General features: G+C 72.8%; 24 protein-coding genes. 14 read left to right on the top strand and 10 right to left on the bottom strand.

Annotation, left to right across the window (positions count from 1 at the left end; all coding sequences use genetic code 11):
- Positions 1-707: 707 nt before the first annotated feature.
- A complete protein-coding gene (folP, locus tag ACFXGN_RS11960) occupies positions 708-1,568 on the bottom strand; it encodes a dihydropteroate synthase (RefSeq protein ID WP_384856800.1) in 861 nt (286 codons plus the stop codon).
- Positions 1,569-1,670: 102 nt separating this feature from the next.
- Here folP and ACFXGN_RS11955 point away from each other — a divergent pair, with 102 nt between their 5' ends.
- Both ACFXGN_RS11955 and ACFXGN_RS11950 read left to right on the top strand, forming a co-directional pair.
- Positions 1,671-2,015, top strand: coding sequence for a hypothetical protein (locus ACFXGN_RS11955; RefSeq protein WP_384856797.1), 345 nt, complete (start codon positions 1,671-1,673; stop codon positions 2,013-2,015).
- The gene (locus ACFXGN_RS11950; protein ID WP_384856795.1) at positions 2,012-2,599 is read left to right on the top strand and encodes a DNA-3-methyladenine glycosylase I; all 588 of its coding nucleotides are present in this window, start codon (positions 2,012-2,014) and stop codon (positions 2,597-2,599) included. Before ACFXGN_RS11955 ends, ACFXGN_RS11950 begins: the two co-directional genes overlap by 4 nt.
- A gap of 104 nt (positions 2,600-2,703) precedes the next feature.
- On the opposite strand, the gene ACFXGN_RS11945 is transcribed toward ACFXGN_RS11950, so the two are convergent.
- Positions 2,704-3,507, bottom strand: a complete 804-nt coding sequence (locus ACFXGN_RS11945; protein WP_384856792.1) for an enoyl-CoA hydratase/isomerase family protein — start codon at positions 3,505-3,507, stop codon at positions 2,704-2,706.
- A gap of 319 nt (positions 3,508-3,826) precedes the next feature.
- On the opposite strand from ACFXGN_RS11945, the gene ACFXGN_RS11940 reads away from it, so the two are divergent.
- Positions 3,827-3,994 (top strand): DUF3117 domain-containing protein, encoded by a 168-nt coding sequence (locus tag ACFXGN_RS11940; RefSeq protein ID WP_069086806.1) that lies wholly within the window; start codon positions 3,827-3,829, stop codon positions 3,992-3,994.
- A 120-nt stretch (positions 3,995-4,114) separates the two neighbouring features.
- On the opposite strand, the gene ACFXGN_RS11935 is transcribed toward ACFXGN_RS11940, so the two are convergent.
- Entirely contained in the window at positions 4,115-4,780 is a 666-nt protein-coding gene (locus ACFXGN_RS11935) for an O-methyltransferase (protein WP_384856789.1), read from the bottom strand.
- Between the two features lie 142 nt (positions 4,781-4,922).
- On the opposite strand from ACFXGN_RS11935, the gene sigE reads away from it, so the two are divergent.
- The 5 genes from sigE to ACFXGN_RS11910 all read left to right on the top strand — a co-directional run bounded on the left by sigE (position 4,923) and on the right by ACFXGN_RS11910 (position 9,806).
- Positions 4,923-5,681: an RNA polymerase sigma factor SigE gene (gene sigE, locus ACFXGN_RS11930; RefSeq protein ID WP_351795674.1), complete on the top strand. Its 759-nt coding sequence runs from the start codon at positions 4,923-4,925 to the stop codon at positions 5,679-5,681.
- Entirely contained in the window at positions 5,678-6,619 is a 942-nt protein-coding gene (locus ACFXGN_RS11925; protein WP_384856786.1) for a zf-HC2 domain-containing protein, read from the top strand. The genes sigE and ACFXGN_RS11925 overlap by 4 nt, the downstream gene beginning before the upstream one ends.
- A 76-nt stretch (positions 6,620-6,695) precedes the next feature.
- Positions 6,696-8,540 carry a trypsin-like peptidase domain-containing protein gene (locus ACFXGN_RS11920; protein WP_384856783.1) on the top strand — a complete coding sequence of 615 codons (1,845 nt, stop codon included), beginning with the start codon at positions 6,696-6,698 and terminating at the stop codon, positions 8,538-8,540.
- A gap of 91 nt (positions 8,541-8,631) precedes the next feature.
- Positions 8,632-9,105, top strand: a complete 474-nt coding sequence (locus tag ACFXGN_RS11915) for a sec-independent translocase (RefSeq protein WP_384856781.1) — start codon at positions 8,632-8,634, stop codon at positions 9,103-9,105.
- 74 nt (positions 9,106-9,179) lie between these two features.
- Complete coding sequence (locus ACFXGN_RS11910) at positions 9,180-9,806, top strand: hypothetical protein (RefSeq protein ID WP_384856779.1); 627 nt, start codon at positions 9,180-9,182, stop codon at positions 9,804-9,806.
- A 140-nt stretch (positions 9,807-9,946) separates the two neighbouring features.
- Here ACFXGN_RS11910 and ACFXGN_RS11905 read toward each other — a convergent pair whose 3' ends face one another.
- From ACFXGN_RS11905 to ACFXGN_RS11895, 3 genes are read right to left on the bottom strand one after another with little or no spacing between them, the layout of a single operon-like run.
- On the bottom strand, positions 9,947-11,080 hold the full coding sequence (locus tag ACFXGN_RS11905; RefSeq protein WP_384856777.1) for an Mrp/NBP35 family ATP-binding protein: 1,134 nt from the start codon (positions 11,078-11,080) through the stop codon (positions 9,947-9,949).
- A gap of 44 nt (positions 11,081-11,124) precedes the next feature.
- Positions 11,125-11,682: a DUF1003 domain-containing protein gene (locus tag ACFXGN_RS11900; RefSeq protein ID WP_384856775.1), complete on the bottom strand. Its 558-nt coding sequence runs from the start codon at positions 11,680-11,682 to the stop codon at positions 11,125-11,127.
- Entirely contained in the window at positions 11,672-12,955 is a 1,284-nt protein-coding gene (locus ACFXGN_RS11895; protein WP_384856773.1) for a magnesium transporter MgtE N-terminal domain-containing protein, read from the bottom strand. The genes ACFXGN_RS11900 and ACFXGN_RS11895 overlap by 11 nt, the downstream gene beginning before the upstream one ends.
- Positions 12,956-13,228: 273 nt before the next feature.
- Between ACFXGN_RS11895 and ACFXGN_RS11890 the strand changes: the two genes are divergently transcribed.
- Positions 13,229-13,987 carry a hypothetical protein gene (locus ACFXGN_RS11890; RefSeq protein ID WP_384856771.1) on the top strand — a complete coding sequence of 253 codons (759 nt, stop codon included), beginning with the start codon at positions 13,229-13,231 and terminating at the stop codon, positions 13,985-13,987.
- Positions 13,988-14,009: 22 nt separating this feature from the next.
- On the opposite strand, the gene ACFXGN_RS11885 is transcribed toward ACFXGN_RS11890, so the two are convergent.
- Positions 14,010-14,516 carry a hypothetical protein gene (locus ACFXGN_RS11885; RefSeq protein WP_384856769.1) on the bottom strand — a complete coding sequence of 169 codons (507 nt, stop codon included), beginning with the start codon at positions 14,514-14,516 and terminating at the stop codon, positions 14,010-14,012.
- 131 nt (positions 14,517-14,647) lie between these two features.
- Entirely contained in the window at positions 14,648-15,775 is a 1,128-nt protein-coding gene (locus ACFXGN_RS11880) for a magnesium and cobalt transport protein CorA (RefSeq protein WP_384856766.1), read from the bottom strand.
- Positions 15,776-16,198: 423 nt separating this feature from the next.
- On the opposite strand from ACFXGN_RS11880, the gene ACFXGN_RS11875 reads away from it, so the two are divergent.
- On the top strand, positions 16,199-16,783 hold the full coding sequence (locus ACFXGN_RS11875) for a suppressor of fused domain protein (protein ID WP_384856764.1): 585 nt from the start codon (positions 16,199-16,201) through the stop codon (positions 16,781-16,783).
- A gap of 174 nt (positions 16,784-16,957) precedes the next feature.
- Here ACFXGN_RS11875 and ACFXGN_RS11870 read toward each other — a convergent pair whose 3' ends face one another.
- Complete coding sequence (locus tag ACFXGN_RS11870) at positions 16,958-18,199, bottom strand: MFS transporter (protein WP_384856761.1); 1,242 nt, start codon at positions 18,197-18,199, stop codon at positions 16,958-16,960.
- Positions 18,200-18,397: 198 nt separating this feature from the next.
- Here ACFXGN_RS11870 and ACFXGN_RS11865 point away from each other — a divergent pair, with 198 nt between their 5' ends.
- The 3 genes from ACFXGN_RS11865 (at position 18,398) to ACFXGN_RS11855 (ending at position 21,483) form a co-directional block, all read left to right on the top strand.
- Entirely contained in the window at positions 18,398-19,036 is a 639-nt protein-coding gene (locus tag ACFXGN_RS11865) for a DUF6758 family protein (RefSeq protein WP_384856758.1), read from the top strand.
- Positions 19,037-19,225: 189 nt separating this feature from the next.
- Positions 19,226-20,089 (top strand): PHP domain-containing protein, encoded by an 864-nt coding sequence (locus ACFXGN_RS11860; protein WP_384856755.1) that lies wholly within the window; start codon positions 19,226-19,228, stop codon positions 20,087-20,089.
- Positions 20,090-20,877: 788 nt separating this feature from the next.
- On the top strand, positions 20,878-21,483 hold the full coding sequence (locus ACFXGN_RS11855) for a MarC family protein (protein ID WP_366440164.1): 606 nt from the start codon (positions 20,878-20,880) through the stop codon (positions 21,481-21,483).
- 212 nt (positions 21,484-21,695) lie between these two features.
- Here ACFXGN_RS11855 and ACFXGN_RS11850 read toward each other — a convergent pair whose 3' ends face one another.
- The gene (locus ACFXGN_RS11850) at positions 21,696-21,848 is read right to left on the bottom strand and encodes a hypothetical protein (RefSeq protein WP_086823662.1); all 153 of its coding nucleotides are present in this window, start codon (positions 21,846-21,848) and stop codon (positions 21,696-21,698) included.
- A 350-nt stretch (positions 21,849-22,198) separates the two neighbouring features.
- Between ACFXGN_RS11850 and ACFXGN_RS11845 the strand changes: the two genes are divergently transcribed.
- Positions 22,199-23,032, top strand: coding sequence for an NYN domain-containing protein (locus ACFXGN_RS11845; protein ID WP_384856859.1), 834 nt, complete (start codon positions 22,199-22,201; stop codon positions 23,030-23,032).
- Positions 23,033-23,052: the final 20 nt, after the last annotated feature.

The raw sequence follows: 23,052 nt of genomic DNA, 5'->3' as shown, positions 1-23,052 counted from the left end.
CTGGCACTGCCCGCTCCCCTCGGGGGACCGCGTACCCGGCCGTGTGGAACACCGACGTCCCCGTCGGGCGCCGCCTGGACTTGCTCAGGGGGCGCGTGCCTGGCCGCGTGGGCTGCCGACGTCCACGGCTTGTACTGCCCGCGCCTCTTGAGGGGTCGTGCGCCCTGCCTCGTGGGCTGCCGCCGCCCTGGCGGGTGCTGCCCGGACTCCCTCAGTGGTCGTGCGCCGACCAAGTGGGCCGCCGACGTCCTGGCAGGCGCTGCCCGTACCTTCTCGGGGTCCGTGCCGCCTGGGCGCGTGGGCCTTCAGCGGGCCCAGTAGGCGCCGCCCGTACCCCTTGAGGGGGCTGTGTGCCCGACCAAGTGGGCCGCCGACGTCCCCGGTGGGCGCTGCACGCGCCTCCTGAGGGGCGTGTGTCCGACCACGTGGGCCGCCGACGCCCCTGGCAGGCGCTGCCCGCGCGCCCTCAGGGACCGCGCGCCCTCAGGGACCGCGCGCCCTCAGGGACCGCGCGCCCTCAGGGACCGCGCGCCCTCAGGGACCGCGCGCCTGACCACGTGGGCCTGCCGACGCCCCGGCAGGCGCCGCCCGGACCCGCGCCACGGGCCGCCCGGATCCCGCCGGGTGCCAGCCGTGCGCCCTGTCACGGATCGCCCGTACCCGTCAGGCGGCGCGCGTTCCGCCGGGTCGGGCGGTGTCCGTCCTCGCTACGCCAGGCCCCGGCGGGCCACCGACGGGGGGCGGTGGCCCGCGATCGAGGCCACCATGTCGAGGACCTGCCTCGTCTCCGCCACCTCGTGGACCCGGTACACCTGGGCGCCCAGCCACGCCGAGACGGCGGTGGTCGCCAGGGTCCCCAGGAGCCGTTCCTTCACCGGCCGGTCCAGCGTCTCCCCGACGAAGTCCTTGTTCGACAGGGACACCAGCACCGGCCACCCCGTCGCCGTCATCTCCCCCAGCCGCCGGGTCGCCTCCAGACTGTGCCGGGTGTTCTTCCCGAAGTCGTGACCCGGATCGATCATGATCGCGTCCCGGCGCACGCCCAGCGCTGCCGCGCGCTCCGCCAGGCCCACCGTGACGCGCAGGACGTCGGCCATCACGTCCTCGTACGCCACCCGGTGCGGTCGCGTCCTCGGCTCCGCGCCCCCCGCGTGCGTGCACACCAGGCCCGCGCCGTACTTCGCGGCGACCTCGGCGAGGCCCGGGTCCACCCCGCCCCACGCGTCGTTCAGGACGTCCGCCCCCGCCTCGCAGACCGCCTCGCCGACCTCCGCCCGCCAGGTGTCCACGCTGATGACCACATCGGGATGGCGGCGCCGGACCTCGGCGACGAAACCGACCGTGCGCCGCGCCTCCTCCTCGGCCGTCACCTCCTCGCCGGGGCCCGCCTTCACCCCGCCGATGTCGACGATCGCCGCGCCCTCGGCCACGGCCCGCTCGACCCGCGCGAGCGCGGGCTCGTCCCGGAAGGTCGCGCCCTGGTCGTAGAAGGAGTCCGGGGTCCGGTTCACGATCGCCATGATCACCGGCTCGTGCGGCCCGAATTCACGCCGTCCCAAGCGCAGCATCCCTTTTGTCCTCCCTCGTGTCCGTTCGCCTGCGACCCTAGCCGTCGGTGGCACGTGGCACGATCGGCACGGGACGTTTTCCACTCCGGGGAGAGGCGCGCAGTGTTCTGGTTTCTGCTCATCACGATGGTCGTGGTCGTGGCCGCGGTGACCCTCGCCGTGATCGGCGGCGGCGACAGCGAGGTGCTGCCCGAGGTGGCGCCCGAGCAGCTCGTCGACCCGCTCCCGGTCAGCCGCCCGGTCGACCGCGCCGACGTCGAGGCGCTCCGCCTCCCCGTCGGGCTGCGGGGCTATCGCATGGCGGACGTGGACGACATCCTCGTCCGTCTCGGCGCCGAGCTGGCCGAGCGGGACGCCCGGATCGCCGAGCTGGAGGAGTCGCTCACCGGCGCCTCCGCCGAGCGCCCCGGTGGCGCCGAGGGCGCCGGGGAAGAGGGGCCCGCGTGAGCGCCTCCGGGGCGGTGCCCGGTCCCGACGGGCGGCTCCGCTGCCCCTGGGGCCTGTCGGCCGAGGACTACCTGGCGTACCACGACGAGGAATGGGGCCGCCCGGTCCACGGCGACGACGCGCTCTTCGAGCGGCTCTGCCTGGAGGCGTTCCAGTCGGGTCTCTCGTGGATCACGATCCTGCGCCGCCGGGAGGGCTTCCGCACCGCCTTCGAGGGCTTCCGGATCGCCTCCGTCGCGGCCTTCGGGGACGCGGACCGCGAGCGGCTGCTCCAGGACGAGGGCATCATCCGCAACCGCGCCAAGATCGACGCGACCCTCGCCAACGCCCGGCTGCTCGCGGGCTGGTCCCCGGGCGAGCTGGACGGTCTGATCTGGTCGTACGCCCCCGATCCCGCGGACCGCCCGGCCCCGCGCACGGTCGCCGACGTCCCGGCGGTCACGGACGAGTCGACGGCCCTGTCGAAGGCGCTCAAGAAGCGCGGCGTGCGGTTCGTCGGCCCCACGACGGCCTACGCGCTGATGCAGGCGTGCGGGCTCGTCGACGACCATGTGACGGACTGCGTGGCCCGCGGCGGGAAGTGACCCCCTGGAGGAAGTGACCCCGGGGCGGAACGGACCCCGGGGCGGAACGGACCCCGGGCCACCCGAGTCCGCCCGGTCGCGGTGGCCCGGTGGCCCGGTCGCGGTCAGCGGCCCAGGTACGTCGGCTTCTCCTTGGCCACGAAGGCGCGGACCGCGATCGTGTGGTCGGCCGAGGCCCCGGCCAGGCTCTGCAGTTCCTCCTCCTTCTCCAGCGTCTCGGCGAGCGAGTGGGCCGCGCCGAAGGCCAGGGACTCCTTCAGGGCCGCGTACGCCACCGTCGGGCCCTGTGCCAGTCGCCGGGCCACCTTCCCCGCCTCGGCGGCGAGGTCGGCGGCCGGGACGAGCCGGTTCGCGATGCCCAGCTCGTACGCCTCGGAGGCGCTGATCGAGCGGGGGAAGAACAGCAGGTCGGCCGCCCGGCTCGGGCCGATCAGCCGGGGCAGCGTCCAGGAGACGCCCGAGTCGGCGGTGAGCGCGACCCCGGCGAACGCGGTGTTGAACGAGGCGGTCTCCGCGACCACCCGGAAGTCCGCCGCGAGGGCGAAGCCGAAACCGGCCCCGGCCGCGACCCCGTTCACCGCCGCCACCACCGGCTTCCGCATCCCCGCGAGGGCCCGGGTGATCGGGTTGTAGTGCTCGCGGACCGTGCTCATGGTCTCCCGCGTGCCGTTCTCCGCGTCCGCCGCGAGCAGGCCCACGTGCTCCTTCAGGTCCTGGCCCACACAGAACGCCCGGTCACCGGCCGCGGTCAGCAGCACCGCCCGTACGGCGGTGTCGGCGGCGGCCGTCTCCACCGCCTCCCGGAGGGCGGTCTTCGCCGCCACGTTCATGGCGTTCATGGCCTCGGGACGGTTGAGCGTGATGGTGGCGAGTCCGTCGCCCACCTCGTACAGCACCGTGTCGCCCATCGGTATCCCTTCGCCTCATCGCGTCGTCGACCCGCCCAGCATGGCGGACATCACCCGCACCGCCCATGTGAGCTGCGTCAATCCGACGGGCTTCCGGAGGCCCGCAGCCGGAAGCCGAGCGGCGGAGTATCGCAGGCCGAGCGCCGAATTATGGGGTTTTGCGAGCGCGCGTTGCGCAAGCGATGCCGATGGATGTTGGTCATCGGGTGCTGCCATGCGGGATAATGACCTGGAAGCAATGTGTTCGAAGCCGGAGACGTGCTCCAGGTCATGGAGCTGCCCGGCCGACGATGAGCTGGTTTCAGGAAGGGGAACGAGCATGGCGGCCATGAAGCCGCGGACGGGTGACGGCCCGCTCGAGGTGACCAAGGAGGGGCGGGGCATTGTCATGCGCGTTCCGCTCGAAGGCGGCGGCCGGCTCGTCGTCGAGCTGACCCCGGACGAGGCAGGGGCGCTGGGCGACGCCCTGAAGAAGGTCGTCGGCTGACCCGGTTCTCCACGATCCTCACCGCTGCCCCGGTACGGCCCCGCCGTCCCGGGGCAGCGGCGTACCGGCACCCCGGAGCGCCGTGCGCGGGCACCGCCGCCGCACCCCGCGCGGGCGGGGTCAGCCCCGGCGGACCGCGCAGAGCAGACCGTCGCCCACCGGCAGCAGCGAGGGGATGAGCTCCGGGCTCTCCCGGACCGCGCGCAGCAGCTCCCGCACCCGCTGGACCTCCGGCGGCTGCGCCGACGAGTCGACCGTGCGGCCCTCCGCGAAGACGCCCTCGAAGCAGACGAGGCCGCCGGGCCGCAGCAGGCGCAACGATTCAGCGAGGTAGTCCAGGTACTCCAGCCGGTCCCCGTCGCAGAACACGAGGTCGTACCCGCCGTCCGCGAGCCGGGGCAGGACGTCCAGGGCCCGGCCGGGGATGAACCGGGCCCGGTTCCCCGCGAAGCCCGCCGCCCGGAACGCCGTCTTGGCCAGCTGCTGCCGCTCCGGCTGGAGGTCCACCGTCGTCAGGACCCCGTCGGGACGCATCCCGAGGAGCAGATAGATCCCGGACACGCCCGTGCCCGTGCCGATCTCCGCCACCGCCTTCGCGTCCGCCGTCGCGGCCAGCAGGCGCAGCGCGCCGCCGGTACCGGGGGACACCGAGGGCAGCCCTGCCTCCCTGGCCCGCTCCCGGGCCCAGCGCAGAGCGTCGTTCTCGGCGACAAAGGCGTCGGCGAACGACCAGCTCGTCTGCCGGTTGGCGGTAATGGCCCTCTCCTGTCCCCGTAGTTGACGCAACGGTGACTGTATCCGCTGTCAGCGGGAACCCGCAGATGGGACCGGGCGTTCACCAGGGGAAGGACGCGACAGGAGACAGCCGGGCGACCCGGCTCCAAATTCGCGTAAAGATTCTTATCCGGAGCTAACGGGCGAGGTGGCTATGGTAGGGGCTCCACTGGACACCACCAGAGCCGACAGGGGAGGTGCGGCTGCGCCTGTGGATCGGGGAGGAGTGCTTCGGCGTCTTCTCAGGTCGGCGGGTGAGCCGAAATCCGTGACCGACACCGCTGACCGTTTCCGCACGACCGACTCCGCTCCCACCACCGCGACCTTCGCATCGGATGCGGAATCGCCGGCGTGGACCCCTCCCACCTGGGAGGAGATCGTCAGCACGCACAGCGGCCGGGTCTACCGGCTGGCCTACCGCCTGACCGGCAACCAGCACGACGCCGAGGACCTCACCCAGGAGGTCTTCGTCCGCGTCTTCCGCTCGCTGTCGACCTACACCCCGGGCACCTTCGAGGGCTGGCTGCACCGCATCACCACCAACCTCTTCCTCGACATGGTCCGCCGCAAGCAGCGCATCCGCTTCGACGCGCTCGCCGACGACGCCGCCGAGCGGCTCCCCAGCCGCGAGCCCTCCCCGCAGCAGGTGTTCAACGACACGCACTTCGACGCCGACGTGCAGCAGGCCCTCGACACCCTGGCGCCCGAGTTCCGCGCCGCGGTGGTCCTCTGCGACATCGAGGGACTGTCGTACGAGGAGATCGCCGCCACCCTCGGTGTGAAGCTCGGCACCGTCCGCAGCCGGATCCACCGCGGCCGCTCCCACCTGCGCAAGGCCCTCAAGCACCGTTCGCCCGAGGCGCGGGCGGAGCGTGCCCTGGCCTCCGTCGGATGGGAGGCGGGGACAGCGTGAGCGGTAGCCCTTCCTCGTCTCCGACCCCTGCCGAACACCACCTCGGAGACCGGCTGGCCGCGCTCGTCGACGGCGAGCTCGGCCACGACGCCCGCGAGCGGGTCCTCGCCCACCTGGCGACCTGCGCCCGCTGCAAGGCCGAGGCCGACGCGCAGCGCACCCTCAAGAACGTCTTCGCCTCCGCCGCGCCCCCACCGCTCTCCGAAGGCTTCCTCGCCCGCCTCCAGGGGTTGCCCGGGGGTCCTGGCGGCTCCGGAGGACCCCGGGGACCCCTCGAAGAACTCCTCGACGCCGGGGGAGTGAGGTCCGACGGCTTCGCCACCGCCGCGGTCGTCACCCCCGCCACCCCGCACGCCCCGCACCCCGGCTTCCGCATCCACGCGGTCGCCGACCGCGCGCCCGGTCCCGCCGGGCGCGGTCGCAGGTTCGCCTTCGTGGCGGCCAGCGCGGTCTCCTTCGCGGCCATCGCCCTCGGCGGGACCCTGCCCCTGGACGCCTCGGTGAGCGCGAGCGCGCGCGGCGGCCAGGGCACCGGCAGCTCGGTCACCCCGCTGCGCACCGGCACCGCGGCACCCGGCACGGGCACGCCCGCCACCCGGGGCACCCGCTCCGGGGAGCGGTCCGGCGCCCAGTCCGTCCTGGCGGGACAGACCACCACGGGTGTCCCGTCCGCCCCGGTGACGCCCCTCTCGGCGGTGCGGGGGCCGGTCGCGGCGACCGGTCAGGGCACGGTCCCGGCGGGCGCCGTCCCGCCGGACGCGGTCCGTTCCCCCGCCACCCCGCTGCTCTCCGTCCGCCTCCAGAACCAGTCCCCGCAGTCCTTCCTGGCCCTGTCGCCGTTCATACGCCCGACGGGTCCGGCCCTCCAACTGGCCTTCGCTCCCGGGCCCAGTCCGGTGGCGAGCCCGACGACCGGGCCGCTCGGCTCCCACCGCTGACCCGCGACCTGGTTGAATCCAGGGACACGGGCGCCCGACCCAGGGGCGCGGACGGGCCAGCGGTTGCGGGGAGAGCATGAACGACGGGAAACCGAACTGGTGGAGCCGGCCTTCGGAGGCGCCGGAGGCGGCGCGGATACCCACGCCGCCGCCGGCCGAGGACGGCGACGGTGACTTTCCGCTGCCCGCACCCCGGCCGCACAACGGCCCGGACGTGACGGACCCGGTGGACCGGAAGGACCCGGCGGCCGTCGTGGAGACCGCCTCCGTGACGGGCCCCCCGGACCCCTCACCGGCCCCCACCACCGGACCGTACGAGCCCGAGGCCGTCGCCGGACCGTACGAGCCCGAGCCCGTCACCGAGCCGTACGGGACCGAGCCCGTCACCGGGGCGTCCGAGGCCGAGCCCGGAGCGCTCGCCGGGTCCTACGGGACCGAGGCCCTCGCCGGGCCGTCCGGCGGACCCGCGCCCGCGCCCGTCCTCCTGACCAAGGGCGAGCCCGTCGGTCCGGCCGCCCCCGTGGACACGGCTCCCGTGGACGCGGCTCCCGGCGGCGCCCCCGCCCCCCTGCACGCCCCCGACGAGTACCGGACGCCCCCCTACGGGGAGCCGGGGCCGTGGGCGCCCGCGCCGCCCGTGCAGCACCCGGCGGCGCCCGTACCGCCCCAGCAGGCCCCCGTACCGCCCCTCGTACCGCCGCACCCCCACGCCCAGCCGCACCCGCCGGGTGCGGGGGCGCCCTGGGTGCAGTACGACCCCTGGGGGGCCGGTGGGGCCGGACTCCCGCCCGCGCCCGCGAAGAAGTCGCGCAAGGGCCTCGCCCTCGCCGGGGCGCTCGCCTTCGCGCTCGTCACCGGGATCATCGGCGGCGGCATCGGCGCCTACGTCGAGCGCAACGGCGGACTCACCACCGTCGAACTGCCGCAGGCGGAGGCCGGAGAGACCGGCCGGGCCCCCGAGAGCGTCGCCGGGATCGCCGCCAGCGCCCTGCCCGGCGTGGTCACCCTGCACGTCAAGGGCGGCGGGTCGTCCGGCACCGGCACCGGCTTCGTCCTCGACACCAAGGGCCACATCCTCACCAACAACCACGTCGTCGACGCCGCCGAGTCCTCGAAGGACATCACGGTGACGTTCTCCAGCGGCGAGACCGCCCGCGCCCGGCTCATCGGCAAGGACACCGGCTACGACCTGGCCGTCGTCCAGGTCACCGGCGTCTCGGGGCTCAAGCCGCTGCCGCTCGGCAACTCCGACGACGTCCGGGTCGGCGACCCCGTCGTCGCCATCGGCGCGCCCTTCGACCTGTCCAACACGGTCACCTCCGGCATCATCAGCGCCAAGGAACGGCCGATCACCGCGGGCGGCGAGAAGGGCGACGGCAGCGACATCAGCTACGTCGACGCCCTCCAGACCGACGCCCCCATCAACCCCGGCAACTCCGGCGGCCCGCTCCTCGACTCCAAGGCACGGGTCGTCGGCATCAACAGCGCCATCCGGGCCGCGGGCGGCTCCGGGGAGGGCGAGGGCGCCGGGGCCAGCCAGCCCGGCTCCATCGGCCTCGGCTTCGCCATACCGATCAACCAGGGCAAGCGGGTCGCCGAGGAACTGATCAACACCGGCAAGGCCACCCACCCCGTCATCGGCGTCAGCCTCGACATGCAGTTCAACGGCGACGGCGCCCGCGTCGGCGAGAAGGGCAAGGACGGCACCGCGTCCGTCACGCCCGACGGCCCGGCGGCCAGGGCCGGACTCCGGCCCGGGGACGTCATCACCAAGGTCGACGGCCAGCGCGTGCACAACGGCGAGGAGCTGATCGTGAAGATCCGCGCCCACCGCCCGGGCGACCGGCTGGCGCTCACCCTGAACCGCGACGGCAAAGAGCTGACAAAGACGTTGACCCTCGGATCCTCGCAGGGCGGCTGAGCGCCATCCGGCGGACACCGGGAGGTACCCGTCCGGCAGTTTCGGCGGGTACCGTGGACCGGGCCCCGGACCGGCGTGAAGGAGCTACTAGGTGTTCAGCGACATAGGCGCACTCGAACTGGTGACGCTCGTGGTCCTCGCCGTGCTCGTCTTCGGGCCGGACAAGCTCCCGAAGATGATCCAGGACGTCTCGCGCTTCGTCCGGAAGATCCGTGAGTTCTCGGACGGTGCGAAGGAGGACATCCGCAGCGAGCTGGGGCCGGACTTCAAGGACTTCGAGTTCGAGGACCTCAACCCCAAGACGTTCCTCCGCAAGCAGATGGAGCAGAACGAGGACCTGAGGGAGCTCAAGGAACTCCGCGGCAGCTTCGACCTCCGCAAGGAGATGAACGAGGTCGCCGACGCGGTCCACGGCCGCGAGCCGCAGCCGACCGCCGTGAACGGCGCTCCGGTGAACGGCTCCGGCGGCGCGGGGACCGCCCCCGGCGGCACCCCGGACCTCCTCAAGAAGCGGGACGAGCCGGACACCCGCGAGCGCCCTCCGTACGACTCCGACGCGACCTGACGACGGGCCGTCACCGGTCCGGCGCCTCCCGGTGGCTATCCTCCCTCTGTCGATCGAACGAGGAGGCGGCCGAGATGGAGACCACGAGTCGGGTGGAGGGCGTGCCCACGGCCCGGCGGACCGCCGAGGGCTATCTGCGCGCGCCCTTCGCCTGGTACGGGCTGGACGAGGCCTTCACCGGGCCCCGCTGGCTGATGCAGGTGGGCACGGCGGCGGACGGCAGCGTGCAGCACGGTTCGACCGGCCACGGTGACGCGCCGTCGATAAAGTCCGACGCGAGCGGCACGGAGAAGGAGCGGTTCGCGGTCGTCGTCACCGTCGCCGCCAGCCCGGTCCGCCGCACCGGGGACGGCACCGGCGTCCTCGACGCCACCACGGTCTCCTCGGCCGCCTGGCTGGCGGGCAGCGGGCTGCTCGTCCACACCTGGCCCGCCTCGCTCGACCACATGACCCGGGACAACTGGCTGGACCAGCAGACCGAGACCGCGTTCGAACTGGCCGACGACCTCGAAGGACCGGACTGGTCGTCGCTCTCGCTGCCGGTGGACGGGGTGCCGGTGACCTTCCACTACCGCGAGACCGAGTCCGGCTGGGTCCTCGCCGGGTCCGCCGACGGCGTCCACATCGGGGCGTACGGGCGGGGCATGAGCGCGTACGGGCTCGGCTTCTCGCAGATCGAGGACCTCGACGCGTACGCCTGACCGGGCGCGGCCGGGAGCACGGGCGAGCGGATCCGCCCACCCCGGCCCGCCCACCCCGGCCCGTCCGCTCCGGTCCGGCCGCGCGCATCCGGTACGACGAAGGGCGCCCCCCACCGGGGGGCGCCCTTCCGGGTGACGCGTCAGAACTTGTTGCGCGGGGTGATGCCCAGGCTCATGCCGGAGAGCCCGCGCTGGCGCCCGCCGAGCTTGCCCGCGATGGCGCGCAGGGCCGCGCCCGCCGGGGATTCCGGGGCGGACAGGACGACCGGCCGGCCGTCGTCGCCGCCCTCCCGGAGCCGTACGTCGATCGGGATCGAGCCCAGCAGCGGGACCGTCGCGCCGGTGGTCTTCGTCAGCCCGTCCGCGACCCGCTGGCCGCCGCCGGTGCCGAACACGTCGACCATCTCGTCGCAGTGCGGACACGGCAGACCCGCCATGTTCTCGACCACGCCGACGATCTTCTGGTGGGTCTGGACGGCGATCGAACCGGCGCGCTCGGCGACCTCCGCCGCCGCCTGCTGCGGGGTGGTGACGACGAGGATCTCCGCGTTCGGCACGAGCTGCGCGACCGAGATCGCGATGTCGCCGGTGCCCGGGGGCAGGTCGAGCAGGAGGACGTCCAGGTCACCCCAGTACACGTCCGCGAGGAACTGCTGGAGCGCCCGGTGCAGCATCGGCCCGCGCCACACCACGGGCGCGTTGCCCGGGGTGAACATGCCGATGGAGATGACCTTCACGCCGTTCGCCGACGGAGGCATGATCATGTTCTCGACCTGGGTCGGACGGCCGTCCGCGCCCAGCATCCGGGGCACGCTGTGGCCGTAGATGTCGGCGTCGACGACACCGACCTTCAGTCCGTCGGCGGCCATCGCCGCGGCCAGGTTCACGGTGACCGACGACTTGCCGACACCGCCCTTGCCGGAGGCCACCGCGTACACCCGGGTCAGCGAACCCGGTTTCGCGAAGGGCACCTCGCGCTCGGCGCTCGTGCCGCGCAGCGCCGCCGCCAGCTCCTTGCGCTGTTCGTCGCTCATCACGTCCAGCGAGACCTCGACGGCGGTGACACCCTCGACCCGGGAGACGGCATCCGTCACGCGCTGCGTGATGGTGTCGCGCATCGGGCAGCCGGAGACCGTCAGATAGACCGTCACGGCGACCTTGCCGTCCGGGCCGATCTCCACCGACTTGACCATGCCGAGCTCGGTGATCGGCTTGTTGATCTCAGGGTCGTTCACTGTCGCCAGCGCTTCGAGGACCGTGTCTTCCGTAGCCATACCGACGATGGTACGGCGCGGAACACCGGCCCATGAAAGCCCTGTCAACGGTCGGGTACGTCACTTCCCCGGTCCTCGCCGTACGGGAAGAGGTCCCGGCGCTCCTCCAGCTCCCGGACCAGGTCCTGGAGCTCCGAGCGGATCCAGTCGCGGGTCGCCACCTCGCCGAGGCCCATCCGCAGCGCCGCGATCTCCCGCGTCAGGTATTCGGTGTCCGCGATCGACCGCTCGTTCTGCTTCCGGTCCTGTTCGAGGTTGACCCGGTCCCGGTCGTCCTGCCGGTTCTGCGCGAGCAGGATCAGCGGCGCCGCGTACGAGGCCTGGAGGGACAGCGCGAGCGTCAGGAAGATGAACGGGTACTCGTCGAACTTGAGCGAGCTCGGCGCGAAGATGTTCCAGGCGACCCACACGATGATCGTGAGCGTCATCCAGACCAGGAACCTGCCCGTCCCCAGGAACCGGGCGATCCGCTCCGAGATCCGTCCGAAGGCCTCGGGGTCGTACTCCGGGAGCAGCCTGGCCCGCCGCTCGCGCGGCTGGTCGAGCCGGACGCGGGAGACCGGCCGGTCCCGGTCCCGGTCCTGGGTGCGCTCAGCGGCCATGCCCGGCCCCCTCCCCGTGGAACTCGGTCTCCCGCCAGTCCTCCGGCAGCAGATGGTCGAGGACGTCGTCGACGGTGACCGCGCCGAGCAGCGAACCGCTCTCGTCCACCACCGGCGCCGCGACCATGTTGTACGCGGCGAGATAGCTGGTGACGGCGGGCAGCGGGGTGTCCGGGCCGAGCGGCGGCAGATCGCTCTCCACGATCGAGCTGACGAGGGTGAACGGCGGGTCGCGCAGCAGCCGCTGGAAGTGGACCGTGCCCAGGTACTTGCCGGTCGGCGTCTCGTCCGGCGGCCGGCACACGTACACCTGGGCGGCGAGCGCGGGCGACAGGTCCTGCTGGCGGACCCGGGCCAGCGCGTCGGCGACCGTGGCGTCCGGCCGCAGCACGATCGGCTCCGTCGTCATCAGACCGCCCGCCGTGCGCTCCTCGTACGACATCAGGCGCCGTACGTCGGCCGCGTCGTCCGGCCGCATCAGGGTCAGCAGCCGCTCCTTGTCCTCCTCGGGCAGCTCCGACAGCAGGTCGGCCGCGTCGTCCGGGTCCATCGCCTCCAGGACGTCGGCCGCCCGCTCCTCCTTCAGCTTGCCGATGATCTCGACCTGGTCGTCCTCCGGCAGCTCCTCCAGGACGTCGGCGAGCCGGTCGTCGTCGAGCGCCGCCGCCACCTCCACCCGCCGCTTCGGGGACAGGTGGTGCAGCGCGTTGGCGACGTCGGCGGGCCGCAGCCGCTCGAAGGTGGCGACCAGGCTCTCGGCGCCCTGCCCGTTCTCCTCCAGGGAGAAGCCGGTGACGCCCGACCAGTCCACGGTCAGGGTCTCGGCCTTCCGGCGTAGTGCCCCGCCCTTGCCGCGCCGGACGAAGACCTTGTCGATCTCCCATTCGCGGCGGGCGGGCAGCTGCTGGACGGCGACGTCGAGGACGGTGACCTCCTCGCCCTCCTCTCCGCCGGGCCCCACGAGCCGCACCCGCCGGTCGAGGAGTTCACCGAGGACGAGCCGCTCGGTCGGCCGCTGTTCGAAGCGGCGCATGTTGACCACGCCGGTGGTGATGACCTGGCCGGACGCCACCCCGATGATCCGGGTCATCGGCACGAACACCCGGCGGCGGCTGAGCACCTCCACCACCATGCCGAGCAGCCGGGGCGGTCTGCGGCCGACCCGCAGCATGGCCACCAGGTCGCCGACCCGGCCGACCTGGTCGCCGACGGGGTCGAAGACGGGGACTCCCGCGAGGTGGGAGACGAAGATCCGGGGGGCGCCTGCCGCCATGCCACGCGCCTCCTCGGTGCCGCACGATTCGAGTCATTGCCGAGCTTTGCCTGATTCAGGCTAGCCCGTGCCGATCCACCCCGCCCCGGCAGCGCCTCCGGACGGCCCCCGCAGGGGCCGCCGTCCGGTCCGGGTACGCTGCGGACTGCCGTCCCCCACCGGCACGCCGACGTCCCCCCCGTCCGGTGTCCCCGAGCAGCACGGACGGCCGCCGCCCCGGTTCTCCCCGTACGGCCGCGGCCTGTGTCCCCCATGCCAGGAGAGGTAGCGCAGATGCCCTTTCGCGCCCCGTCGTCGCGTCTCCGCAGGGCCGTCGTGCCCCTGACGCTCTGCGCCGGTCTGACCGTGGGGATGACGGCCTGTGCCGCCGACCCCGACGAGGGGACCAACGGGGTCGGGAGGCTCTCCGCGACCGAGATCGAGGACAAGGCGCGGGACGCGGCGGACACCGCGAAGGCGGTCCGGCTGTCGGGCACCCTGGTCAGCAAGGGCGGCACGTTCAAGCTGAACATGCGGCTGCGGCAGGACGGCGCCGCCGGTTCCGTGACCACGAAGAACAGCACCTTCGAGCTGCTGCGGGTGGGCGACGCCCTCTTCCTGAAGGCGGCGGCGGACTTCTGGTCCCACGACGCCTCGGCCGACGGCTCCCCCTCGGATTCGGACTCCGAGGCGGCCGACAAGCTCGACGACAAGTTCGTGAAGGTGCCGCAGGGCGACCCCTCGTACAAGCAGCTGCGCGGCTTCACCGACATGGGGCCGCTCCTCGCCGGACTGACCGGGCTGCACGGCGAGAAGGTCAAGGGCGACCGGGACCAGATCGGCGGAATCCGTACGATCAAGGTGAAGGGCGGCGGGGACGGCGAGGGCGGCATCCTCGACGTGGCCCTGGACGGCGTCCCGTACCCGCTCAGGTTCGCCCGGGGCGGCGGAGCGGGCGTGGTGGTGCTCAGCGAGTGGGACAAGAGCTTCCCGCTGGCCGAGCCGTCCAAGGAGGAGACCCTCGACTACGGCAAGCAACTGCCCCGCACCTGAGGGGCCCTCCCGGCCGTGCGGGTCAGCGCTTGCGGCGCCGGAACAGCAGCTTCGGCAGGGCGGCGGGCGCGGGCTCGCGGGTGGTGGCGGGCGAGGGCAGGGGTACGGCGGCGAGGGAGCCGTCCGGCAGGTCCTCGTCCACCGCGTGCGGGTCGAGCCGCAGCACCCGGCACTCGCGCGCCCAGCGGGCGGTCATCGCCTCGCCGTCCGGCGCGTTGAGCCGCTTGCCCTTCAGCTCGGCCACGGCCGCGTCCCACTCGTCCGTACCGGGGGTGAGTTCGCGTACGGCGGCCGTCCAGGCGACGATCCGGCCGCCCTTGTCCTTGCTGCGGACCGTGACCACGGCCGTACCGCCGTCCGCCAGGTCAGGCAGGGGCTGCTCGCCGGGGCCGTCGCCGACGACGAGGGCGGCCCCGTCGTGCCAGACGTGCCAGAGCGCGCGGGCCGGGCCGGTGCCGCGCACCCACACCAGGCCGGACTTCTTGGTGGCCTCCTCGACGAGGGCGGACCCGAGCAGCTCTTCAGTCATGGCCCGAAGCCTAGGGGATGTCCGGCGGGCCGGGCCGGGCCCGATCGCCGGACACCTTCCGGGGGAGGAGCGGAGGGAGGAACGAAGGGAGGAGCGGAGGGACCGGCGGGGGAGGCGCGGGGCGGGGCGCCCTACAGCCAGCCGTTCCGCTTGAGGGTGCGGTGGATGGTGAAGCAGATCAGGACGATGCCGGTCAGCACCATCGGGTAGCCGTACTTCCAGTGCAGCTCGGGCATGTGGTCGAAGTTCATGCCGTACACGCCGCAGACCGCTGTGGGGACGGCGACGATCGCCGCCCACGAGGTGATCTTGCGCATGTCCTCGTTCTGCGCGACGGTCGCCTGCGCCAGGTTGGCCTGGAGGATCGAGTTGAGCAGTTCGTCGAAGCCGACGACCTGCTCCTGGACCCGGGCGAGGTGGTCGGCGACGTCCCGGAAGTACTTCTGGATGTCGGGGTCCACCAGCCGCATGGGCCGCTCGCTGAGCAGCTGCATGGGCCGCATGAGCGGGGTGACGGCCCGCTTGAACTCCAGGACCTCGCGCTTCAGCTGGTAGATCCGGCCGGTGTCCGTGCCGCGCGTGGAGCCCTTCGCGGCGGGCGAGAAGACATCGATCTCCAGCTGGTCGATGTCGAGTTCGACGGCGTCGGCGACCGCGATGTAACCGTCGACGACGTGGTCGGAGAGGGCGTGCAGGACGGCCGAGGGGCCCTTGACGAGCAGCTCCGGCTCGCCCTGGAGGCGGTGCCGCAGATTGCGCAGCGAGCCCTGGCCGCCGTGCCGGACGGTGATGACGAAGTCGGGGCCGGTGAAGCACATGACCTCGCCGGTCTCGACGACCTCGCTGGTCGCGGTCAGCTCGGCGTGCTCGACGTAGTGGATGGTCTTGAAGACGGTGAAGAGGGTGTCGTCGTACCGCTCCAGCTTGGGCCGCTGATGGGCGTGGACGGCGTCCTCGACGGCGAGCGGGTGCAGTCCGAACTCGGCGGCGATCCCGGCGAATTCGGCCTCCGTCGGCTCGTGGAGGCCGATCCAGGCGAAGCCGCCGCTCTCCCGCACCTGCTGCATCGCGCCGCGCGGGGTGAGGCACTCGCGGTCGTCGATCCGGCGTCCGTCGCGGTAGACGGCGCAGTCGACCACGGCACTGGAGGCGGAGTGGTCGCGGGTGGGGTCGTACGCGGTGTACGCGGTCGGGGTCTTGCGCAGCGGGTGCAGCAGGCTGGGACGGACGGCGGCGCGCAGGTCACGGATCATCGACATGGGCATACTCCTTCACGGAGGGCCGTCGGCGAGCACGGCACAGCCCGGAATGAGGACGTGGAGCTGTTGCGTCGTCCACAAAGCGGGCGGCACCGAAGGGACGCGGTGACGGCGTTCGCTACTGACAGGCAAAGGCGAAATGCTCTTCCGTCATGCGAGAAGCCGGAGAAGGAGATCCGTGCGGACCCGTGATCACCGGAGAGACGTGGGCACCTGGCTGGGGTGCGGGCCGGAAGAGCGGCTGGTACTACCCGATCGACTTCGGTCCATCGCAGCCCCACCTCCTCCGGCCGGTCCCTCGTGAGGGATGACGTGTGACGAGTAGCCGGGAGTTCGGGACTCCCGACCAGCGGCCAAGACTATCAGCCGACTGATGGTCAATCCCTTATTTTGCCCGTTCCATACGCGCTTTATGCTCAACCCATGGGAGAAGTTCTTGCTCTGGTCGAGGCCCGGTTGCGTACGGCCTTCGGGGAACCGGACGCGCGGGCCGCGGTGACGTTCCTCGGCACGGACCGGATCGAGGTGCTCCGCTTCATCGACGGCGATCTCGTGCGGTACGCGACCCTCGGCATGTCCGCCCAGCCGATGGCCGACCCCACCGCCACCCTCGCCGATCCGGTCGCGGGACCGCGCGCCGAACTGGTCCTCACCGTCCGGGGCGGGCTCGCCGACACCGACAAGGTGCTGCGCCCGCTGGCCGTGCTCGCCTCCACCCCGCAGGTGGAGGGGGTGGTCGCGGCCCCGGGCGCCTCGCTCGACGTGGGCGAGCCGCTCTGGCCGGGCGCCGCCTTCGGCTCGGTCCTCGTCGCGGAGTCCGGCGGCCTGGTGGCGGACCTGGAGCTCGACGGGCCGATGGACCCGGTGCGCTTCCTGCCCCTCCTCCCGATGACCGCGAACGAGGCCGCCTGGAAGCGGGTGCACGGGGCACAGGCCCTGGAGGAGCGCTGGCTGGCCCGGGGGACGGACCTGCGCGACCCGCTGCGGAGGTCCGTGGACCTGGACTGAGGGGCGGGGCGGTGGCGGGGCGGGGGGCTCCGTGGACCCGGCGGCCTGGCTGGTTCTCGCGGGGCCGAGTGGGCCCGCTGGTCGGAGCGGCCCTGTCAGCCCCGTCAGCCCCGTCAGTCCTGCGGGCCGCAGTGGTGCTATCCAGTCCCATCGATCCCGCCGGTCACGCCCGGCTCAGTTGGCGAAGACGCCCACGCCGTCCTCCGTGGCGTGCTTCGGCGCCTGCTCCGCCGCCTCGTGGGTGAGGGAGGCGCGCCGGACTCCGACGATCACGGCTCCGACGACCGCCGCCGCGCCCGCCACCAGGAACGGCACATGGATGTCGGTCCACTCCTCGATCTTCGGGGCGAAGTAGGGGGCCGCCGCCGCGGCGAACCAGCGGACGAAGTTGTAGCCCGCGCTCGCCACCGGGCGCGGGGCGTCCGAGACGCCGAGTGCCAGCTCGGTGAACACGGTGTTGTTGACGCCGATGAACGCGCCCGACAGGACCGTGCAGACGATCGCGGTGGTGTGGTCGCCGTATCCGAGCACCACCACGTCGGCGGCGAGCAGGACGAGCGAGCCGCCGAGCACCGTGAGCGAGCCGAGGCGCCGCTGGAGCCGGGGCGCGACCAGGACGGAGAAGACGGCGAGCAGCAGACCCCACGCGAAGAACACCGCGCCGGACTTGTACGGCGTCATGTCCAGGACGAACGGGGTGAAGGCGAGCACGGTGAAGAACGCGTAGTTGTAGAAGAAGGCCGCGGCAGCCACCGAGGCGAGCCCGCCGTGGCCGAGCGCCCGGACCGGGTCCAGCAGGGAGGTCCTGCGGGCGGGCTTCGGCTGTTCCCGGAGGAACACCGCGATGCACAGGAAGCCGATCGCCATCAGCGCCGCCGTGCCGAAGAACGGGTAGCGCCAGCTCGCGTCGCCGAGGACGGCGCCGAGGAGCGGGCCGCACGCCATGCCGAGGCCGAGCGCCGACTCGTAGAGCAGGATCGCCGTCGCGCTGCCGCCGGCCGCCGCGCCGACGATCACGGCGAGCGAGGTGGAGACGAAGAGCGCGTTGCCGAGGCCCCATCCCGCGCGGAAGCCGACCAGCTGGCCGACGGAGTCGGAGGTGCCCGCGAGGGCCGCGAAGACGACGACGAGCGCGAGCCCGGCGAGCAGGGTCCGGCGTCCCCCGATGCGGCTGGAGACGAAGCCGGTCACCAGCATCGCCACGGCGGTGATGAGGAAGTACGAGGTGAAGAGCAGCGACACCTGGCTGGGGCTCGCGTCGAGGCCCTTGGCGATCGACGGGAGGATCGGGTCGACGAGCCCGATCCCCATGAAGGCCACCACGGAGGCGCCCGCGGTGGCCCAGACGGCGGGTGGCTGGCGGAGTGTGCCGCCCGTCGTCGTGCCGGTGTCCGCCGTGTCGTCTTCTCCCCGCATGGCGGGACTCCTTCGCGTCGAGACGGTTGCGATGAACGCAGAATAAGTTAGAGAGTCTAATAAATGCAACCTACATCTACATAGGGAAGGGGCGGGGGAAGCCCCGGCGGAGACGCGGAGTGAACGCCACAGGCCGGACGGGTGATCGTCCGTGATCGTCCTTGACGCCGGGCCCCGGGGGTAGGACCGTTGGGCCCTATGAGGGGCGAACCCAGTTGTCCGAAGTGCGGTGGCCGGGTCAGGGCGCCCGGACTCTTCGCCGACTCCTGGCAGTGTGACGCGCACGGCTCGGTGCACCCGCTCCAGCCCGTCGTCCCGCCCAGCGTCGAGGCCCTCGGTGTCGTCGTGCACCGGTCCCACGTGCCGGTCTGGATGCCGTGGCCCCTGCCCGTCGGCTGGCTCTTCACCGGTGTCGCGTACGCGGGCGACGACCGCAGCGGCGGACGCGCGACCGCCGTCGCCTGCTCGGGCCCCGGCCCCCTCGGCGGCCTCGGCGAACTCCTCCTGATCGCCGAGGAGCTGGGCGTCGGCCTCGGCGCGCGGTACGCGGGCATCGACGGCCCCGATCCCGGCGCGGGCATGGCCATCGACAAGCCCCCGCAGACCAAGGTCCTCGCCGCGGGGCGCCCCACCCCGCTCTGGCACGTCACCGGCACCCCGCAGGACCGCGCGGTCTTCGCGGGGGAGGCCCGTGGGCTCTGGCTCTGGGCGATCGTCTGGCCCGAGCAGTCGGGACTCCTCATGTACGACGAACTGGTCCTGACCGACCTGCGCGACGCGGGCGCCGAGGTCGAACTGGTCCCCTGCGGCGCGCTCACCCCGAGACTGCTGGGCTGAGGCGCGGGGCCGAGCCCCGTCCGCCGGGGGCGGTACGTCCGCCGGAGACGGTACGTCCGGTGGGGGCGGTCCGTCCGGTGGGGTGACGGGCGCGGCGGAGACGGCCGTCACGTTCCGTACCCGGGTGTTCGAACGGGCCGTTATGCTGGAGCGTCCCTCGTCCGTGCCGAGTTCCGGGAGTTCCGCGTCGTGCGCATCGATCTGCACACCCACTCCACGGCCTCCGACGGTACGGACTCCCCGGCCGAACTGGTCCGGAACGCCGCCGCGGCGGGGCTCGACGTCGTCGCCCTCACCGACCACGACACCACCCGGGGCCACGCGGAGGCCATCGCCGCGCTGCCCGAGGGCCTCACCCTCGTCACCGGCGCCGAACTGTCCTGCCGGATCGACGGGATCAGCCTCCACCTGCTCGCGTACCTCTTCGACCCCGAGGAGCCCGCGCTGCTCGCGGAGCGCGAACTCGTCCGTGACGACCGCGTCCCGCGCGCCCGTGCCATGGTCGGCAGGCTCCAGGACCTCGGCGTCCCCGTGACCTGGGAGCAGGTCGCCCGGATCGCCGGGGACGGCTCGGTCGGCCGTCCGCACGTCGCCGAGGCCCTCGTCGAGCTCGGGGTCGTCCCCGACGTCTCCGGGGCCTTCACCTCTGACTGGCTCGCCGACGGCGGCCGGGCCCACGTCGGAAAGCACGAATTGGACCCGATCGACGCGATCCGCCTGGTCAAGGCGGCCGGCGGCGTCACCGTCTTCGCGCACCCGCTCGCCGTCAAGCGCGGTCAGGTGCTGCCCGAGTCCTCGATAGCGCGGCTCGCCGAGGCCGGTCTCGACGGCATCGAGGTCGACCACATGGACCACGACGAGGCGACCCGGGCGCGGCTGCGCGGCCTCGCCAAGGAGCTGGGGCTGCTGGCCACGGGCTCCAGCGACTACCACGGCAGCCGCAAGACCTGCCGTCTCGGCGAGTACACGACCGACCCCGAGATCTACGGGGAGATCACCCGCCGTGCCGCGGGCGCCTTCCCGGTCCCCGGCGCGGGGGGACCCGCCGCCTGACGGCTGCCGCCGTGCGGGACGGGGCCGGAGCGCCACGAACCCGACGCGATCGCCGGACGCCCTTTCGACGGGCGTCCTCGCGGAGCGCGCCGGACCCGTGGCGCGAGCGCCGGTCGCCCGTGCCCGTCGGACACCCCGGGCCATCGCGGGTCCTCACCCGAGGAGCTGCCCCCATACGAAGCCGGTCCCTGTCAGGGAAACCGGACCTTGTCAGGGGGCGACCCTCTCAGGGCGTCGGATCCCGTAGGGGGGTATCGGATCCCGTAAGGGGGTCAGGTCCCCGTAGGGGGGACGGAACCCGTAGGGGGATCAGATCCCGTAGGGGAAGTCGGAACCCGTAAGGGGACGTGAACCCCCTAGGGGAACGCGAGCCCGTAGGGGACCCGCCGTCCGCCGGGGCGATCGACCGGGAGCGACCGTGTGCCGCACTCGGCCCGACGATCCACCCGGTCCGAACGGTCCTGTCGGTCCACCCGGTCCGAAACGGTCCATCCGGTGCGAACGGCTCCGCCGGTCCTAGCGGTCCGAATGGTCCGAGCGGTCCGTCCGGTCCGTCCGGTCCGAGCGGTCCTGCCGGTCCGGTCCGCCCGGCTGATCCGACAGGCCCACCGGCCGCCCCGCCCGCCCGCGCAGCCCTTTCCCCCCCGCACTCTCTTCGTCCTGGTCCGCCCCCGTACGGCTCCGTGCCGTGCGCGGGGCGGCGCTCCACCTGCCCCGCCTCCGGAATTCTTTGTTCCGGTCCGCGGGGGTCAGACCCCACCGTTCGTCTCTCGCGCAAGGCAACCCACGTGTTCGACGTCGCCGTCTTCGGCTCGCTGTTCCTGACCCTCTTCGTGATCATGGATCCCCCCGGGATCACCCCGATCTTCCTCGCGCTCACCTCCGGCCGCCCGGCCAAGGTGCAGCGCCGGATGGCCTGGCAGGCCGTCGCCGTGGCCTTCGGCGTCATCACCGTCTTCGGCATCCTCGGCCAGCAGATCCTCGCCTATCTGCACGTCTCCGTCCCCGCCCTGATGATCGCGGGAGGCCTGCTGCTGCTCCTCATCGCCCTCGACCTGCTCACCGGCAAGACCGACGAGCCCAAGCAGACCAAGGACGTCAACGTCGCCCTGGTCCCGCTCGGGATGCCGCTGCTCGCCGGTCCCGGTGCGATCGTCTCGGTGATCCTCGCCGTGCAGAACGCCGACGGCGTGGCCTCGCAGGTCGCCGTCTGGACCGCCATCGCCGCCATGCACCTCGTGCTCTGGCTGGCCATGCGCTACTCGCTGCTGATCATCCGGGTCATCAAGGACGGCGGTGTGGTCCTGGTGACCCGGCTCGCGGGCATGATGCTCTCCGCCATCGCGGTCCAGCAGATCATCAACGGTGTCACCCAGGTCGTCCAGAGCTCCTGACCGCCCGGTGCGCGCCCGGTGCGCCCGTGCGCCGGATCGTCCGCGCGCCCGCGCATCCGGACACCGGCGCATCCGTACGTCAGGTGTGCCCGGTGTGCCCGCTCCGGCGGGCACCGGCCCCGGGCGGTCCGGACGCCACTGCGCCCCCGTGCGGATTCCGCTGTAGCGGAGTCCGCGCGGGGGCGCGGTGCGTGATGGTGGAACCCGGCCTGTTACGAGGCCGAGGTCTCGGCGGGGCGGATCCAGATGCGCTGGCCGATCGCTGCGGCCTGCTGCACGATCCGGTTGACGGAGGCGGCGTCCACGACGGTCCTGTCGACGGGCGTGCCGTCGATGTCGTCGAGTCGCAGGATTTCGAAGCGCACAGGCTTCTCCCTTCGTCCGAGTTGATCCTCCGTGCGGAGAACTGTCTTACATCCGTGTCCAACGAGATGCATCCTGCAAACATTCCCTACGCTAAGGAAAATTTTCGGATGCCTAACTACTACCTGAGGGGAGTGTGGCGGGAGGGACCGCCGGGGCGGAGAATGAGCCGCGTATGAACGACGCAGACACTGCCCGGACACCCGGCGCCACCGAAGCCCCCGGTACCACCCAGATCACCGGTACCACCGAGACCCCCGGCACCGCCGCAGTGGTCCCGGTCACCGGGACCGACGCCCGCCTGCAAGCCCTCGACGCCCGCCTGGACCACACCAACGACCTCCTCCGGCGGATGCTGGCCGAGGTCGCCAAGACCCCCTCCACCCACGCCATCTTCGTCGACGCCGGTTACGTCCATGCTGCGGCCGGATTGCTGGTGGCGGGCACCGAGGACCGCCGCTCCTTCGACCTCGACGCCGAGGGCCTCATCGACGCCTTCATCGACACGGCCCGCACGATCTTCGCCGACAGCCGACTGCTCCGCGTCTACTGGTACGACGGGGCCCGTCGCCGCATCCACACCCCCGGACAGCAGGCCATCGCGGAACTCCCCGACGTCAAGGTCCGCCTCGGCAACCTCAACGCCAACAACCAGCAGAAGGGCGTCGACTCCCTCATCCGCTCCGACCTGGAGTCCCTCGCCCGCCACCGGGCCATCAGCGACGCCGCTCTGGTCGGCGGCGACGAGGACCTCGTCTCCGCGGTCGAGGCCGCCCAGGGCTACGGCGCCCGCGTCCACCTCTGGGGCATCGAGGCGGCGGAGGGCCGCAACCAGGCCGAGGCCCTGCTCTGGGAGGTCGACAGCCAGCGCACCTTCGAGCTCGACTTCTGCGCCCCGTACGTCACCCGCCGTCCCGTCACCACGTACGAGAACGAGGGCGAGCCGCCGCCCTCCCGCGACGAGGTGCGTTTCATCGGCGCCCGGATCGCGGCCATCTGGCTCGGCGAACGCGGCCGTGACCAGCTCGCCGAGCTGGTGCCCGGTGCCCCCTATCTGCCGGGACCCGTCGACCAGGACCTGCTCGTCGAGGCGGAACGCCTGCTCAGCCGCTCCCTGCGCGGCCACGCCGCCCTCCGGCGCGCCCTGCGCGACGGCTTCTGGCAGCACCTCAAGACGCAGTTCTGACCCCCGGCCCCGGTTCTCCG

Origin of the sequence: Streptomyces sp. NPDC059247 (assembly GCF_042754005.1) — a bacterium.
Taxonomy (GTDB): domain Bacteria; phylum Actinomycetota; class Actinomycetes; order Streptomycetales; family Streptomycetaceae; genus Streptomyces.
This window is presented reverse-complemented; position numbering and strand designations above follow the sequence as displayed.